At 68.8% G+C, this 16,178-nt stretch carries 14 protein-coding genes; all 14 read right to left on the bottom strand.

Annotated elements, in window-relative coordinates; all coding sequences use genetic code 11:
- Positions 1–2: 2 nt before the first annotated feature.
- The 14 genes from paaK to aceA all read right to left on the bottom strand — a co-directional run bounded on the left by paaK (position 3) and on the right by aceA (position 15,986).
- Positions 3–1,328 carry a phenylacetate--CoA ligase PaaK gene (gene paaK / locus B9N97_RS33355; protein WP_208621356.1) on the bottom strand — a complete coding sequence of 442 codons (1,326 nt, stop codon included), beginning with the start codon at positions 1,326–1,328 and terminating at the stop codon, positions 3–5.
- Between the two features lie 61 nt (positions 1,329–1,389).
- Positions 1,390–2,598 (bottom strand): 3-oxoadipyl-CoA thiolase, encoded by a 1,209-nt coding sequence (pcaF, locus tag B9N97_RS33360; RefSeq protein ID WP_085092112.1) that lies wholly within the window; start codon positions 2,596–2,598, stop codon positions 1,390–1,392.
- Between the two features lie 68 nt (positions 2,599–2,666).
- Positions 2,667–3,101, bottom strand: coding sequence for a hydroxyphenylacetyl-CoA thioesterase PaaI (paaI, locus tag B9N97_RS33365; protein ID WP_085092113.1), 435 nt, complete (start codon positions 3,099–3,101; stop codon positions 2,667–2,669).
- Positions 3,098–4,762 carry a 3-hydroxyacyl-CoA dehydrogenase PaaH gene (gene paaH / locus B9N97_RS33370; protein WP_085092114.1) on the bottom strand — a complete coding sequence of 555 codons (1,665 nt, stop codon included), beginning with the start codon at positions 4,760–4,762 and terminating at the stop codon, positions 3,098–3,100. The genes paaI and paaH overlap by 4 nt, the downstream gene beginning before the upstream one ends.
- Positions 4,762–5,568, bottom strand: coding sequence for a 2-(1,2-epoxy-1,2-dihydrophenyl)acetyl-CoA isomerase PaaG (paaG, locus tag B9N97_RS33375; RefSeq protein ID WP_085092115.1), 807 nt, complete (start codon positions 5,566–5,568; stop codon positions 4,762–4,764). Before paaG ends, paaH begins: the two co-directional genes overlap by 1 nt.
- The gene (gene paaN / locus B9N97_RS33380; protein WP_085092116.1) at positions 5,565–7,244 is read right to left on the bottom strand and encodes a phenylacetic acid degradation protein PaaN; all 1,680 of its coding nucleotides are present in this window, start codon (positions 7,242–7,244) and stop codon (positions 5,565–5,567) included. The genes paaG and paaN overlap by 4 nt, the downstream gene beginning before the upstream one ends.
- Before the next feature lie 28 nt (positions 7,245–7,272).
- On the bottom strand, positions 7,273–8,352 hold the full coding sequence (paaE, locus tag B9N97_RS33385) for a 1,2-phenylacetyl-CoA epoxidase subunit PaaE (RefSeq protein ID WP_085092117.1): 1,080 nt from the start codon (positions 8,350–8,352) through the stop codon (positions 7,273–7,275).
- A gap of 181 nt (positions 8,353–8,533) precedes the next feature.
- Positions 8,534–9,055 carry a 1,2-phenylacetyl-CoA epoxidase subunit PaaD gene (paaD, locus tag B9N97_RS33390; RefSeq protein WP_085092118.1) on the bottom strand — a complete coding sequence of 174 codons (522 nt, stop codon included), beginning with the start codon at positions 9,053–9,055 and terminating at the stop codon, positions 8,534–8,536.
- Positions 9,056–9,062: 7 nt separating this feature from the next.
- A complete protein-coding gene (paaC, locus tag B9N97_RS33395) occupies positions 9,063–9,830 on the bottom strand; it encodes a 1,2-phenylacetyl-CoA epoxidase subunit PaaC (protein ID WP_085092119.1) in 768 nt (255 codons plus the stop codon).
- Complete coding sequence (gene paaB / locus B9N97_RS33400) at positions 9,830–10,117, bottom strand: 1,2-phenylacetyl-CoA epoxidase subunit PaaB (protein WP_085092120.1); 288 nt, start codon at positions 10,115–10,117, stop codon at positions 9,830–9,832. Before paaB ends, paaC begins: the two co-directional genes overlap by 1 nt.
- Positions 10,118–10,143: 26 nt before the next feature.
- On the bottom strand, positions 10,144–11,157 hold the full coding sequence (paaA, locus tag B9N97_RS33405) for a 1,2-phenylacetyl-CoA epoxidase subunit PaaA (RefSeq protein WP_085092121.1): 1,014 nt from the start codon (positions 11,155–11,157) through the stop codon (positions 10,144–10,146).
- Between the two features lie 477 nt (positions 11,158–11,634).
- Positions 11,635–13,332, bottom strand: coding sequence for a methyl-accepting chemotaxis protein (locus B9N97_RS33410; RefSeq protein WP_085092122.1), 1,698 nt, complete (start codon positions 13,330–13,332; stop codon positions 11,635–11,637).
- A 239-nt stretch (positions 13,333–13,571) separates the two neighbouring features.
- Positions 13,572–14,135 (bottom strand): DJ-1/PfpI family protein, encoded by a 564-nt coding sequence (locus B9N97_RS33415; protein ID WP_085092123.1) that lies wholly within the window; start codon positions 14,133–14,135, stop codon positions 13,572–13,574.
- Between the two features lie 573 nt (positions 14,136–14,708).
- Positions 14,709–15,986, bottom strand: a complete 1,278-nt coding sequence (gene aceA, locus B9N97_RS33420) for an isocitrate lyase (RefSeq protein WP_085092124.1) — start codon at positions 15,984–15,986, stop codon at positions 14,709–14,711.
- Positions 15,987–16,178: the final 192 nt, after the last annotated feature.

The following is a 16,178-nucleotide window of genomic DNA, read 5'->3' on the forward strand; positions in this document are numbered from 1 at the left end:
GGTCAAGCCTTCGGACGCAGGTCCTGCACGCGCTTGGCCTTGCCGATGGAGCGGGCGATGCCGCCGGGCTCCACCACCTCGACGCGGGTGCTGATGCCGATCAGCGATTTGATCGAGTGCTGCAGGTGCCGGGCGTGGCCATCCCATTCCGACGGGTGGATGTCCTCGTGCATCTCCACCCGGACGGCGAGGTTGTCCATGTGGCCGTCGCGGCTGACCACCAGTTCATAGTGCGGGGCGAGGGCGGGGATCTTGCAGATCAGCTCCTCGACCTGGGTCGGGAAGACGTTCACGCCGCGGATGATGAGCATGTCGTCGGAGCGGCCGGTGATCTTGTCCATCCGCCGCATGCCGCGCGCCGTCGGCGGCAGCAGCCGGGTCAGGTCGCGGGTGCGGTAGCGGATGACCGGCATGCCCTGCTTGGTCAGGGTGGTGAAGACCAGCTCGCCGTAGGAGCCGTCGGGCAGCACCTCGCCGGTTTCCGGGTCGATGATCTCGGGATAGAAATGGTCCTCCCAGATCACCGGGCCATCCTTGGTCTCGACGCATTCCGACGCCACGCCCGGTCCCATCACCTCCGACAGGCCGTAGATGTCCACCGCGTGGATGTTGAAGGTGCGCTCGATCTCCTCGCGCAGCGCGCCGGTCCAGGGCTCGGCGCCGAAGATGCCGACGCGCAGGCTGGTGCTGCGCGGGTCGATGCCCTGGCGGCGCATCTCGTCGGCGATGTTCAGCATGTAGGACGGCGTGACCATGATGATGGTCGGCTTGAAGTCCTGGATCAGCTGGACCTGCTTCTCGGTCTGGCCGCCCGACATCGGCACCACGGCGCAGCCCAGCCGTTCCGCCCCGTAATGGGCGCCGAGGCCGCCGGTGAACAGGCCGTAGCCATAGGCGATGTGCACGATGTCGTTGCGCGTGCCGCCCGCTGCCCGGATGGAGCGGGCGACGACCTCCGACCACACGTCGATGTCGCCCTTGGTGTAGCCGACCACCGTCGGCCGCCCGGTGGTGCCGCTGGAGGCATGGACGCGCACGATGTCCTCCATCGGCACGGCGAACATGCCGTAGGGATAGGCGCGGCGCAGGTCGTCCTTCACGGTGAAGGGGAACAGCGCCAGATCCTTCAGTTCCTTGAAGTCGTCGGGATGGACGCCCTTCGCCTCGCACTTGGCGCGGAAGGAGTCGACGTTGGCGTATGAATGGCGGAGCGACCATGCCAGCCGCTCCGTCTGCATCGCCACGATCTCGTCGCGGCTGGCGAATTCGTAGCGGTCCATGCCGGCTTTCGCGCCCTGGTTAACGCCGGTATCGGTCATGATGGACATGGTGCGCTTCTCCCTTCGTACTGATGCCCGGCGCTTGACGGCCGGTGTTGGCCCTATCCGTTCAGACCCGCTCCACCATCATGGCGATGCCCTGGCCGACGCCGATGCACATGGTGCAGAGCGCGCGGGTCGCCTTGCGGTCCTCCAGCTCCATCACCGCGCTGGCGACCAGGCGGGTGCCGCTGGCGCCCAGCGGGTGGCCCAGCGCGATGGCGCCGCCGTTGGGGTTCACATGCTCGGCATCGTCGGGCAGGCCCAGCATGCGCAGCACGGCGAGGCCCTGGGCGGCGAAGGCCTCGTTCAGCTCGATCACGTCGACATCGCCGATGGTCAGGCCGAGGCGGGCCAGCAGCTTCTGCGTCGCCGGGGCGGGGCCGATGCCCATCACGCGCGGCGCCACGCCGGCCACCGCGGTGCCGACGACGCGGGCGCGCGGGGTCAGGCCGTAACGCTTCACGGCATCCGCGGACGCCACGATCACCGCGGCGGCGCCGTCATTGACGCCCGACGCGTTACCGGCGGTGACGCTGCCGCCCTCCTTGCGGAAGGGGGTGGAGAGCTTGGCCAGCGCCTCCAGCGTGGTGTCGGGACGCAGATGCTCGTCGGCGGCGACGATGGTCGGCTCGCCCTTGCGGCGGGGAATCGAGACCGGGACGATCTCGCGGGCGAGGCGGCCCGATTCCTGGGCGCGGCCGGCGCGTTGCTGGCTGCGGACGGCGAAGGCGTCCTGGTCGGCGCGGGAGATGGCATAGTCGGCGGCGACGTTCTCCGCCGTCTCCGGCATGCTGTCGATGCCGAACTTCGCCTTCATCAGCGGATTGACGAAGCGCCAGCCGATGGTGGTGTCGAAGATCTCCGCCTGCCGGGAAAAGGCGCTGTCGGACTTGCCCATGACGAAGGGGGCGCGGGTCATGCTCTCCACGCCGCCGGCGACGATCAACTCGGCCTCGCCGGCCTTGATGGCGCGGGCGGCCATGCCGATGCTGTCCATGCCGGAGCCGCAGAGGCGGTTGACCGTGGTGCCGGGCACCGCCTCAGACAATCCTGCCAGCAGCGCCGCCATGCGGGCGACGTTGCGGTTGTCCTCGCCGGCCTGATTTGCGCAGCCGAGGATCACATCGTCGACGGCGGACCATTCGACGCCGGGGTTGCGCTCCATCAGGGCCTTCAGCGGCACCGCGGCGAGGTCGTCCGGGCGCACCGGGGCCAGCCCGCCGCCGTAACGGCCGAAGGGGGTGCGGACGGCATCGCAGATGTAGGCTTCACGCATGGTTCGCTCCAGAAACTAACAGATGGGGATCGTGACCGTGGCCGCCAGAGGCGTTTAGTCCACTGGAATCACTCCACCGAAATGACTGCCCCCGCGATGCGGGCCGACTGGCCGCGGAACAGGCCGACCACCGTGCCGTCCTGGTTGGTGACGGTGACGTCGTAGACGCCGGAGCGGCCGCGCTTGTGCACTTCGCGGCATTCGGCGGTCAGCACGTCGCCCAGCCTGGCCGGAGCCGGGAAGGTGATGGAGCAGCCCGCCGCCACCGTCACCTCGTTCGCCGCGTTGCAGGCATAGGCGAAGGCGGTGTCGGCCAGCGTGAAGGTCATGCCGCCATGGCCGATGTCGTGGCCGTTCACCATGTCCTTGCGCACGGTCATCGCCATGCGGGCATAGCCGGGGGCGATCTCCAGCAGCTCGATGCCGTGGGCCTGGGCGCAATGGTCGCGCTCGTACATGCCGCGGCCGACCGCTTCGGCGAGGCTTTGGGGATCGGTGGTCATAGGGTCGGCTCCTTACCCCCTCTCCCCCCCGGGGAGAGGGTTGGGGTGAGGGGGATGCGCGGCGTGGAGTCGGTGGTGGCGTTGGGGTTTCCGCTGCTTGGGAAGCCACGCGGTGCGACCCCCTCACCCTGACCCTCTCCCCGGGGGGGAGAGGGGATTTGGGCGGCGGAGATTTTGCGGCGCAGCAGAGCCGACGCCCGGTAGCGGTCCTCGCCGTAGGTGCGGGCCAGCGCGTCGAGCACGGCCAGCACATGGGGCAGGCCGATGCGGTCGGCCCAGGCCAGCGGACCCAGCGGGTAGTTCACGCCCTTGGTCATCGCGATGTCGATGTCGGCGGCGCTGGCGACGCCCTGCATCGCCGCGTCCGCCGCCTCGTTGGCGAGCATGGCGACGGTGCGCATCACCACCAGACCAGGGGCGTCGTCGATCACCGACACCGCCTTGCCCAGCGCCTGGAACAGCCCGGCGGCGGCGGCGAGCGCCTTAAGCGGCGTGCCGTCGGCGGGGGCCAGCGCCACGCGGGTCGCCTTGGCGTAGTCCAGCGCGAGGTCGAACAGCACCAGCGGGGCGATGCCGTCCTCCGCCGCGCGGGCGGTGGCGGTGCGGCCGTCGGTCAGGGCCAGGGTGATGCCATCGACGACGAGCATGCCGGGACCGGCCGTCTCCTCGACGGCGATGCCGGCCTCGCGCAGCAGCCCGACCAGGGGTGCGGCGGGGCCAAGCTCGCCCTGCACGGTGACGCGCTGCGGCTTGGCGGCCGGTTCGGCGCTGCGCGGCACCGGCTTGGCGGCGCCGGGGCTGTGGTCGTAGAAGCCGCGGCCGGTCTTGCGGCCGAGGCGCCCGGCCTCGACCAACTCCTGCTGGATCAGCGAAGGCTGGAAGCGCGGGTCGCCGAAATAGGCGGCGTGGACGGAGCGGGTGACGGCGAAGTTCACGTCATGGCCGATCAGGTCCATCAGCTCGAACGGCCCCATGCGGAAGCCGCCGGCCTCGCGGACGACGGCGTCGATGGTGGCGGGATCGGCCGCCTGCTCCTGCACCAGCCGCAGTCCTTCGGCGTAGAAGGGGCGGGCGACCCGGTTGACGATGAAGCCGGGGGTGGAGCGGCAGCGCACCGGGCTTTTGCCCCAGGCCTTGGCTGTGTCGAACAGCGTGTCGAGCACCGCCGGATCGGTGGCGAGCCCGCTGACGATCTCCACCAGCGCCATCAAGGGGGCGGGGTTAAAGAAGTGCAGGCCGGCCAGCCGTTCCGGCCGCCGCACCCCGGCGCCGATGGCGGTGACCGACAGCGACGAGGTGTTGGTGGCGAGGATGGCATCCGCGCCGACGATGTCCTCAAGCTCCGCGAACAGGCGGCGCTTGACGTCGAGATCCTCGACGATGGCCTCCACCACCAGACCGGCGGGGGCGAGGTCGGACAGGCCGTTCACGGCACGCAGACGGTCCACCGTGGCGTCGCGCTCCACCGCCGTGCGCTTGCCCTTTTCGACCAGCGTGGTCAGCGCCTTGGCGATGGATTCGACGGCGGCCTGCGCGGCGCCGGGGCGGGTGTCGACCAGCAGGACCGGGTGGCCGGCCTGCGCGGCGACCTGGGCGATGCCCTGGCCCATGGCGCCGGCCCCGACCACCGCGACGGTGACGGAGGGATCGAGCGCCGCCATCACCGCCCCTCGAACTTCGGCGCGCGCTTGCTCACGAAGGCGGCGACGCCCTCGCGATAGTCGTGCGTGCGGCCGGCCTCGCGCTGGAGATCGCGTTCCAGATCCAGTTGGGTGTCGAGGTCGTTGGCGGAGGAGGCGTTGAGCGCCTGCTTGATGAGGGCCAGACCGCGCGTCGGCTGGGTGGCGAGCTGGCGGGCGAGGGCGCCGGCCTCCGCCATCAGCTTGTCGTCGTCCACCGCCTTCCAGATCATGCCCCAGGCTTCGGCCTGCTCGGCCGGGACCTTGTCGCCCAGCATGGCGAGGCCCATGGCGCGGGCATGTCCGACCAGACGCGGCAGGGTCCAGGTGCCGCCGCTGTCGGGGATCAGCCCGATCTTGCAGAAGGCCTGGATGAAGCTGGCCGACCGCGCCGCCAGCACGATGTCGCAGGCGAGAGCGATGTTGGCGCCCGCCCCGGCGGCGACGCCGTTGACGGCGCAGATCACCGGCATCGGCAGGGCGCGCAAGGACCGGACCAGCGGGTTGTAGTTGCTCTCGATCGACACGCCGAGGTCGGGGCCCTGGGCACCGGGAGCCACGGCACGGTCGGACAGGTCCTGCCCGGCGCAGAAGCCGCGCCCGGCGCCGGTCAGCAGCAGGCAGCGGACGGCCTTGTCCTCGCGCACCTCGCCGATGGCTTCGCGCAGCTCCTGATGCATCGCTGCGGTGAAGCTGTTCAGCCGGTCGGGCCGGTTCAGCGTGATGGTGGCGACGCCGTCGGCGATATCGAGGAGGATGGTCTTGTCGGTGGTCTGCCGGTCGCTCATTGCGCGGCCTCCAGAACCGGAACGCGGCTCTGCACCACGCGGAAGCGGTTGGCGACGAAAGCGAGGTCGCACAGCGCCGCATTGGCCGCCGGGTTGGCGCCGGTGCCGTGGAAGTCGCTGAAGGCCGCCGACTGGTTGACGAAGACGCCGCCGGTCAGGTTGACCGACAGGGCGACGCCGGCCTCGACGAACAGGTCGGTCGCCTGTTCGATCAGCTGCGGGTCGGTGCTGTAGAGGCCGGTGGTCAGCGCGCCCTTCGTGCGGGTCAGGCGGGCGGCGCGCTCCAGGCTGTCGGCGGTGCTGTCGGTCTTCACGATGATGGAGATCGGGCCGAACAGCTCATGGCCGTACTTGTCCTCATCCGCCGCGTCCATGGTCAGGATCAGCGGCGTGCGGATGCGGGCGTCGGGGAACTTCGGGTGGGTGATGGCGCGGGACGGCAGCACGACGGTGCCGAGCTTGGCGGCCTCGTCGATGCGGGCCAGCGTGGCGTCGGACTGGATGGCGCCCAGCACCTCCACCGCGCGTTCCGGGTCCGACAGGAACTTGTCGACGCCGCCGGCGAGTGCGGAGACGACCTGATCGAAGCTCATGCGCTCAGGCCCGGCCTGGATGCCGTCCTTGGGCACGAAGATGACCTGGGTCGTCGTGCACATCTGGCCGGAATAGAGGCTGAGCGTGAAGGCGAGGTTGCGCACCATGCCCTTGGGGTCGTCGGTGCCGTCGATCACCACCGTGTTGACGCCGGCCTTCTCGGTGTAGACCTGGGCCTGACGGGCGTTCTGCTCTAGCCAATCGCCGAAGCCGGTTGAGCCGGTGTAGTCGATCACCGCCACTTCCGGCCGCAGTGCCAGATCCTTGGCGACGGTGTCGCCGATGGCGAGCGTGACGAGGTTGGGGTCGAGCCCACACTCCGCCAGAACCTCCCGTGCGATCTTCACGGTGATGGCGAGCGGCAGGATGGCGGTGGGGCCGGGCTTGACGATCACCGCGTTGCCGGTGACGAGGCTGGCGAACAGGCCGGGATAGCCGTTCCAGGTCGGGAAGGTGGCGCAGCCGATGACCAGCCCGACGCCGCGGCCGACCACCTCGAACCGCTTGTCCATCACCAGCGGCGGGTTCTTGCCCTGCGGCTTTTCCCAGCGCGCGGCCGGGGTCTGGTCGGTCATCGCCTTCCAGCCATAGGCCACCGCCTCAAGCCCGCGGTCCTGGGCGTGCGGGGCGCCGGCCTGGAAGGCCATCATGAAGGCCTGCCCGGTGGTGTGCATCACCGCATTGGCGATCTCGAAGCTGCGGGCATTCAGCCGCTTCAGGATTTCCAGGCAGACGCCGGCGCGGCCGTTCGGCCCGGCCTTGCGCCAGCCCGGCATCGCCGCCTTGGCCGCCTTCACCAGCGCATCGACGTCCGACACCGGATAGGTGATGCCGAGGTCGAAGCCGAAGGGCGAGCGCTCGCCACCCACCGTGCCGGTGACGCCCGGCTGGTCCAGCTCGAAAGGCTTGTCGCGGTAGGCCGCGAAGGCCGCCTCGCCATCCGCCGCCGCCGTCTCGCCATAGGCGCGCGGGCTCGGCATTTCAGGGAAGGCCGACCAGTAGGCGCGGCTGCGGCAGGCCTCCACGGCCTTCTGCAGCGTCGCCTCGTGCGTCTCGAACAGGCTCTGCGGGGTGGTGGTCATGGCGGGGCGTTTCCTTTTTCTCGTTGTGTCAGGCGGCGTCGAAGTCGATGACGACCCGTTCGGTCAGCGGGCGCGACTGGCAGGTCAGGACATAGCCGGCCTCGACCTCCCACGGCTCCAGCGAGTAGTTCTCGGCCATCTCCACCTTGCCTTCGCGGACCTTGGCGCGGCAGGTGCAGCAGACGCCGGACTTGCAGGAATAGGGCAGGTCGGCGCCATGCCGGTGGGCGGCGTCGAGGATGCTCTCGCCGTCATAGGGCAGCGTGAATTCCTTGCGCTTGCCGTCCTGCAGGATGGCGATGGTCGCCGCGTCAGTGGGGGTGTCGGTCGCCACCTTCCTGACTGCAGGGCGGGCGGCGGTCGTGGTGCCGAACAGCTCGACATGGATGTTGGCGGGCGGCGTGCCGCAGGCGGCCAGGGCGTCGCGCACCTCCTCCACCATCGGCTGGGGGCCGCAGAGGAAAGCGGCGTCGATGTCCTCGGCCTTCAGCGGGCCGGCGCAGAGTTCGCGCACCAGACCGGCGCCGATCCGGCCGCCCAGCAGGCCGGCCTCTTCCGGTTCGCGGCTCAGCACATGGTGGATGACCAGCCGGCCGATATAGCGGTTCTTCAGGTCCTCCAGCTCTTCCCGGAAGATGATGGAGGTGACGGTGCGGTTGCCGTAGACCAGCACGAAGCGGCTCTTCGGCTCCTGCGCCAGCACGGTCTTCAGGATCGACATCACCGGGGTGATGCCGCTGCCGGCGGCGAAGGCGACATAGGTGCGGGCGGCGTCCGGGTCGATGGGCGTGTGGAAGCGCCCCATCGGCGTCATCACCTCCAGCACCGCGCCCGGCGCCAGCGACTGGTTGGCGTGGGTGGAGAACAGGCCGCCATCGACCTTCTTCACCGCCACGCGCAACTCGCCCTCGCCCACACCGGAGCAGATTGAGTAGGAGCGCCGCACCTCCTCGTCCCCTATGTGGGTCTTGAGGGTCAGGTACTGGCCCTGGACGAAGCGGAAGCGGTCGGCGAGATCGGCCGGCACGTCGAAGGCGATCGACACGGTGTCCGCGGTCTCCCGGCGGCACTCGCGGATGGTCAGCGGGTGGAAGCTGGGGGTGGTCATGGGGTGGTCCTCGATCGGGCCGGTTGGGGGCGGGCCGGTGGAGTGGTCGCGTCGTTTGCCCCCTCCCCAACCCTCCCCCGCTTCGCGGGAGAGGGTGCCTTATGCGAAGCGGCGGCGGTTCCCTCTCCCACCGAAGGTGGGGGAGGGTTAGGGAGGGGGCATTCGCGGCCGGCGCTTCCACTCAATGGCATTTGAACACGTCGAACGGTTCGAGGCAGGAGTTGCAGGCGTGCAGCGCCTTGCAGGCGGTGGAGCCGAAGCGGCTGATCTGGCGGGTGTCCTGGGAGCCGCAGCGCGGGCAGGCGATCACCTCGTCCGGCGCGGTCAGGGCGCGCTTGCCGGAGTGCGGCGGCGGGACGATGCCGACCTCGGCCAGCTTTTCGCGGCCGGTGTCGCTGATCCAGTCGGTGGTCCAGGGCGGGGCGATCACCACCGAGACGCGGGCGTCGAGGCGCGCGCGGGCCAGCGCGGTTTCCGCCTCCAGAACGATCACGCCGGTCGCCGGGCAGCCGGAATAAGTCGGGGTCAGCGCCACCGACAGATGCCCCTCCGCATCGGCGGACACCGCGCGGACGATGCCGAGATCGACGATGCTCAGCACCGGGATCTCCGGATCCATCACCCCGGCCAGCGCGTCCCAGGCGGCCTTCACGACCGCGTCGGCGCCCGGTTCCGGTCCCCAGCAGCCTGCTGCATCCGGCATTTCGGCCTCACCACGTCGCGTCGGGATAGGCGCGCGGCAGGAACTGCATCTCGGCCAGCAGATAGCCCAGATGCTCGCTGTGCTCGCCGCGGCGGCCGCCCTTCTGCATCCAGCCGTCGGCCGGGCGGTCGAGCGTCGCCTCCTCCAGCACCGCTTCGACGCGGGCGGTCCAGGCGGCCTTCAACTCGGCCGGGTCGGGGACGATGCCGGCGGCGACCAGCGCCTGTTCGGCCTCGTCGCGCTCGAACATCTCGCCGGTGTAGGGCCAGAGGCGGCCGAGCGCGTCGGCGACCTTGGCGTGGCTGACGTCGGTGCCGTCGCCCAGCCGCACCAGCCAGTCGCCGCTGTGGCGGACATGGTAGCGCACCTCCTTGACCGCCTTGGCGGCGATGCCGGCCAACGTCTCGTCCTTGGAGGCGCAGAGCCGCTCATACAGCTCCACCGCCCAGGCGTCGTGCAGGAACTGGCGGACGATGGTGTGGCCGAAGTCGCGGTTGGGCTGCTCGACCAGCAGGTGGTTGCGGTAGTCGAAGACGTCGCGGCGGTAGGCGAGGCAGTCTTCGTCGCGGCCCTTGCCCTCCAGTTCGCCGGCGTAGGTCAGCAGCATGCGGGCATGGCCGACGAGGTCGAGCGCGACGTTGGTCAGCGCGATGTCCTCTTCCAGCTCCGGCGCATGGCCGCACCATTCCGACAGCCGGTGCCCCAGCACCAGCGACGTGTCGCCCAGCCGCAGCGCGGTGGCGAACAGCGCCTCCTTCAGAAGATCCGTGCTCATCAGATATTCTTCACGTCTGCAGGGATGTCGTAGAAGGTCGGGTGGCGATAGACCTTGTCGTCGGCCGGATCGAACAGGCTGGCCTTCTCCGACGGGTCGGACGCGGCGATGCTGGATGCTGGGACCGCCCAGATGCTGACGCCCTCGCCGCGGCGGGTGTAGACGTCGCGGGCGTTGTCCAGCGCCATGCGGGCATCGGCGGCGTGCAGGCTGCCGACATGCTTGTGCGACAACCCGTTCTTCGGCCGGATGAAGATTTCGAACAGCGGCCAGTCTTTACGGTCCATGGTCTCGTTCCCTCGGATTTCTTGGCTCAGCCGGCCTTCTTCAGGGCGCGCTGCTTGCGTTTGGCGGCATGGGCGACGGCGGCCTCGCGCACCCAGGCGCCATCGTCCCACGCCTTGCGGCGGGCCTCGATGCGCTCGCGGTTGCAGGGGCCGTTGCCCTTCAGGATCTCGTTGAACTCGGTCCAGTCGATGGCGCCGAACTCGTAACGGCCGGTCTCGGCGTTGAAGCGCAGCTCCGGGTCCGGGATGGTCAGGCCCAGGAACTCCGCCTGCGGCACCGTGGCGTCGACGAAGCGCTGGCGCAGCTCGTCGTTGGAGAAGCGCTTGATCTTCCAGGCCATGTTCTGGGCGGAGTGGGCGGACTGGTCGTCCGACGGGCCGAACATCATCAGCGACGGCCACCACCAGCGGTTCAGCGCGTCCTGCGCCATCCGCTTCTGGTCGGCCGTGCCCTGGGCCAGCGCCAGCATCAGTTCATAGCCCTGGCGCTGGTGGAAGCTCTCCTCCCGGCAGATGCGGACCATGGCGCGGGCATAGGGGCCGTAGGAGCAGCGGCAGAGCGGCACCTGATTCATGATTGCCGCACCGTCCACCAGCCAGCCGATGGCGCCGATGTCGGCCCAGGTCGGGGTCGGGTAGTTGAAGATGCTGGAATATTTGGCCTTGCCTGACAGCAGCTGGCCGACCAGCTCGTCGCGCGACACGCCCAGCGTCTCCGCAGCGCTGTAGAGGTAGAGGCCATGACCGCCCTCGTCCTGCACCTTGGCCAGCAGGGCCACCTTGCGGCGCAGGGTCGGGGCGCGGGTGACCCAGTTGCCTTCCGGCAGCATGCCGACGATTTCCGAATGGGCGTGCTGCGAGATCTGGCGGACCAGCGTGCGGCGGTAGCCCTCCGGCATCCAGTCGCGCGGCTCGATCTTCTCTTCGGCGTCGACGCGCTCCTGGAAGCGGCCCTGGAGAGCGGCGTCCTGTTCCGTCACCAGCCGGGGAGACGGTTGAGCGCTCTGCTCGGTCTTGGCGTCCAAACCCTGCGTGTACATCGGCATCCCCGAGATGGATTGCGCGTCCAGCGAACATTTTCTGAAAGCAAAATATGATACAGATCAAAGACTGTAAAGCGCAAATGTGTGTCGCTTTCGGGGTGGGCAGGATGGCGCCAAAAAACCTGTTGAAAATCAGTTCCTTGCTTCGGAATTCCGGCGCATGGCTTGGGGCGCGCTCCACCGGATGCGGGCGTGCAGGGGCCTGCACCGATACAAGGTCGGCGCAGTTTTAAGGATTTTGTGCGATGCGGAAGAGGCAAGACGAAGGGGGAGGGGTGCTGCCGGACCCATGACCGACGGCGGCGCTCCGGTATGGGCGAAGGAGTGGCACAGTTCCGCCACGCCCGCATGCACGCGGGCCCCGCCGGACCCTTATCGGTCCGAAGCGGGGCCAGCTTGCTTTACGCCGGCTTGCTTTCGATGGTCGCGACGGCCCTCGGGCTCGCCGTCGGCAGGGGAGGATCGATGGCGGGCTTACGACGCCCGCAACGCCCCCAGGAAGCCGTCCACCTCCTGCCGCATCCGTCCGGCGTCGCCGGTGACGGTGTCGACAGAGCGCACCATGACGCTGCTCGCCTGCTCGGCGGACGCCGCGGCGGCGGTGACGGCGGCGATGTTGTCGGACACGCTGCGGGTGCCGTCGGCGGCGTCCTGGATGTTGGCGGCGATCTCGCCCACCGCGGCGCTTTGCTGTTCGACCGCGGCGGCGACCTCGCCGGCGATCTCGTTCAGGCGGGCGATGGTGCGGGTTACGGCGCCGATGGTGTCGACCGCCGTGCCCGACGCGCTCTGGATTTCGGCGATGCGCGCCTGGATCTCGGCGGTCGCCTTGGCGGTCTGGCCGGCGAGCTGCTTGACCTCGCTGGCGACGACGGCGAAGCCCTTGCCGGCCTCACCCGCGCGGGCGGCCTCGATGGTGGCGTTCAGCGCCAGCAGGTTGGTCTGGCCGGCGATGCCGGAAATCATGTCGACCACCTTGCCGATCTCCTCTGCCGCCTCGGCAAGGCTGCCCATCACGGCGGTGCTGCGCTCGGCGTCGCGGGTGGCGTCGGCGGCGATCCCGGCGGAATCGGCGACCAACTGCGAGATGCCGGCGAAGCTGGCCGACAGTTCGGCCGTCGCGGCGGCGACGCTGTCGACATTGGCCGAGGCGCGGCCGGCCGCCGACGACACCGCGTCGGAGTGGCGCGCGGTCTCGGCCGCGCCCTCCGCCATCGCGGTGGAGGCGGCGGCCATTTCGGCGGTGGAGGCCGACAGCGCCTCGACAAGGCGCTTTACCGTCGCCTCGAAGCCGTCGGCGAGCGTGCGCAACTCGCGGCGGCGTTCCTCCGCGGCGACGGTCTTCAGCCGTTCCTGCTCCTGCTGCAGGCGTTCGGTGTCGAGCATGGTGTCGCGGAAAACGCGAGCGGCGGTGGCCATGCGCCCGATCTCGTCGCGGCGGCCTTCCTCGAAAATGGCGGTGAAGTCGCGGGCGGCCAGCCGTTCCAGCGAACTGGCGACATCGAGGATCGGGCGGGAGATGCCGCGCACCAGCACGGCGCCGAATCCCAGCGCCAGCAGCGTGCAGAGCGTCACCCCGCCCAGAACCATGCCGTGGGCACTGTTATAGACCGCCGCGCCCTGGTCGGCCACCGCGCCGGCATCGACCATCGTGCTCTCGACCAGAGCGTCAAGAGCCTCCTGCACGCGGGCGAAGGCGACGGCGCTGGGGCGCTTGAAGACGCTGACGGCGGACTGGGCATTGCCGTCGCGGGCTTGGGCGCGCACCCGGTCGGCGGCGGATGCGTAGGCGGTCCAGGCCTCGTCAAACGCCGCCAGCCGCGCCGCGCCCTCGCCGCCGGTGAAGCGGGATCCTGCGGCCTGACGGCGGGCCGTCACCTCGGCCACCGCGTCGGTCCAGCCCTTTTCGGCCTGATTCACCTGCATCTCGTTGGTGGCGAGCGCATAGGCGGCTTCGGCAATGCGGTGGCTCTGCGCGGCGGAGGTCAGTTGACCGGCCAGCTGGGTCGCCGGCAGCGAACGGCTGCGCATCGTCTCGGCGGCATTGTTTAGGATTTCCAGCCGGCTGAGCGTGAACAGCCCGAAGGCGCCGGCCATCACCACGGTGCCGAGCACGGCGACGATGATCTTGGCGCGGATGGTCAGCTGTCCGAATGTGCGAATTTTAGCCAATTTGCCTGCACCCCCGCCAAACTTCCGACAAGAAGCTGTCCTGCCCGAAGGAATTATTCGACCCTCAATCTTACTAATCCGAACGTTTAAAATTATCAACGCGGAAGGTAAGTGAATTGGTCGGAGATCACATGCGGACGGGCAATGGTCACAGCGGCGGAGGAGTTGGACCCGAAAACGAAACGGCCGCCGCACCCGGTTGGTGCGGCGGCCGTTTCGGGACCGTCTGAGGATGGAGATCAGGCGGCCTTGCGAACGGAACCCAGTTCGGTGAACAGCTTCACCACGGCTTCGACGAACTCGTTCAACTGGTCCTGGCCGAGCGCCGAGACCGTGATGTCGTCGACGACCAGCGCCTCTTCGCTGATCCGGCCGCCGGCGGCGGTCAGGTCGGCGCGGTAGGCCTCCGGGGCGGCCAGCAGACGGCCGCGCAGCTTGCCGGGGATGGCGAGCAGCTGGATGCCCTGGTCGATGGCGGCGATCGGCTTGCCGGCATCCAGGAAATGGCCGACGATGCGGCGGGTGTGGGCCGACTGCTGCAGCTTCGCCACGCTGCGCTCACCGCCCGGCAGCAGCAGCATGTCGAAGTCGGCGCCCAGCGCCTCGCTCAGATGCTTGTCCACCGGGAAGTAATGGCCCCAGGATTTGCCGTGCCAGCCGTTGACCAGACCCGTCTCGGTGGAGATGGTACGCAGCGTGGCGCCGGTCTTGATGAGCGCGCGTTGCGGCTCGGTCATCTCCGCTTCTTCGAAGCCGTTGGAGACGAGGATGGCGATAGACTTTCCTGCGAGCGATTGATCCATACTGTCGTGTCCTTTCATCGTTTCACCAAAGAACGCCGGAGCATCTCCGATGGCATGTCGGCCAGGGAGAACCCGCCGGGGCAGGGGAGGCGGTCGGGAAACGGTCATCGCCGCGCAAGGGGTTGCGCGGCGGCCAGTTCCGCCCGCCGGTAGCCCAAGGTCGGGTGCCGGCGTGTGGGACCTTTACGTCCCGGATCGGTTTGTTTTCAGCATGGGGACTTAATTGGTCCCGATGCGGTTCCAAGTCAACAACGGATTCCGCGCCGCACCCAAGGATGCAGCGGCCCGGAAACCGGTTCCGACAGTGGATTTGCCGGCATTTTCCAGCCCAGTTCAAGACTTTCGGGCCGGCCGTATCGTACCACCGGTTGATGCGGTGCAGGGCTGCCATACCATAGGTGCGTGGCTTAACCGAAGGCTTATTCCCATTGAACCGCCCGAGAACTGTTCGGGCACAAAAAAAGCGGCCGGGGGGAAGGCCCCCGGCCGTCGGCAAGTCAAAGCATCAGCCGTTCGAAAAGATCCAGCTCGCACACTGGATCACGGACCAATCCCGATGATCGGAACCTGCGATCAATGGAACTGGTCAGCCTCGGTGGAGTCCTTGTACGCGGTGGTCGAGGAGGTGCCGCCGGAGATCGCCGTGGCGACCGCGTCGAAGTAGCCGGTGCCGACTTCGCGCTGGTGCTTGGTGGCGGTGTAGCCGTCCTTCTCGGCCGCGAACTCGGCCTGCTGCAGTTCGGAGTAGGCGGCCATGCCGCGCTCGGCGTAGCCCTTGGCGAGGGTGAAGGCCGAGTAGTTCAGGCTGTGGAAGCCGGCCAGCGTGACGAACTGGAACTTGTAGCCCATGGCGCCCAGCTCGCGCTGGTACTTGGCGATGGTGGCGTCGTCCAGGTTGGCCTTCCAGTTGAAGGAGGGCGAGCAGTTGTAGGCCAGCATCTTGCCCGGGAACTGCTTGTGCACGGCCTCGGCGAAGCGGCGCGCCTCGTCCAGGTTCGGCTTGGAGGTCTCCCACCACATCAGGTCCGAATACGGCGCGTAGGACAGGCCGCGGGCGATGCAGTGATCGACGCCCATGCCCTTCTTCAGGCGGAAGAAGCCCTCGGTGGTGCGGCCGGCGTCGAAATCGATGAAGGGATGGTCACGCTCGTCGATGTCCGAGGTGATGAGCTGCGCCGACTCCGCGTCGGTGCGGGCGATCACCAGGGTCGAGGTGCCGCAGACGTCGGCGGCCAGACGGGCGGCGTTCAGCGTGCGGATGTGCTGCTGCGTCGGGATCAAAACCTTGCCGCCGAGATGGCCGCACTTCTTTTCGGACGCCAGCTGGTCTTCCCAGTGCACGCCGGCGGCGCCGGCCTTGATCATCGACTTCATCAGCTCGAAGGCGTTCAGCGGGCCGCCGAAACCGGCCTCGGCATCCGCGATGATCGGCGCGAACCAGTAGGTGTCGCCCTTGCCCTCGGAGGTCTGGATCTCGTCGGCGCGCTTGAAGGTGTTGTTGATGCGCTCGACGACCGCCGGGACCGAGTTCACCGGATACAGGCTCTGGTCCGGGTACATCTGGCCGGCCGTGTTGGCGTCGCCGGCGACCTGCCAGCCCGACAGGTAGATGGCCTTCAGGCCGGCCTTGACCGCCTGCATCGCCTGGTTGCCGGTCAGCGCGCCCAGCGTGTTGATGTAGGGCTCGGTGTTCAGCAGCTCCCACAGGCGGCGCGCACCCAGCTCGGCCAGCGTGTACTCGATCTTGACCGAGCCGCTCAGACGCTTGACGTCGTCCATGGTGTAGTCGCGGCGGATGCCCTCGTAACGGGCGGCGTGGATGGCGGCCTTGGTCTTTTCATCGAGCGACATGGGTCAGGTTCCTTATTGTCCGGTAAGCCCGGTTGATCGGGGCGGAACTGGGGTCTCGGGGCGGGCCTTTTGTCGGTCCCTGCGGCTGTCGTGCAGCGGCGTTTCCTCCCGCCGTTATCGACTGCACTTTGCCGTCTTCGGGGCCGCTTGCGCTTTACAGCGCGGCCGTGAAACAAGACTTAAACCTGCCCT

The organism is Azospirillum oryzae, assembly GCF_900177515.1.
In the GTDB taxonomy this organism is placed as follows: Bacteria; Pseudomonadota; Alphaproteobacteria; order Azospirillales; family Azospirillaceae; genus Azospirillum; species Azospirillum oryzae_A.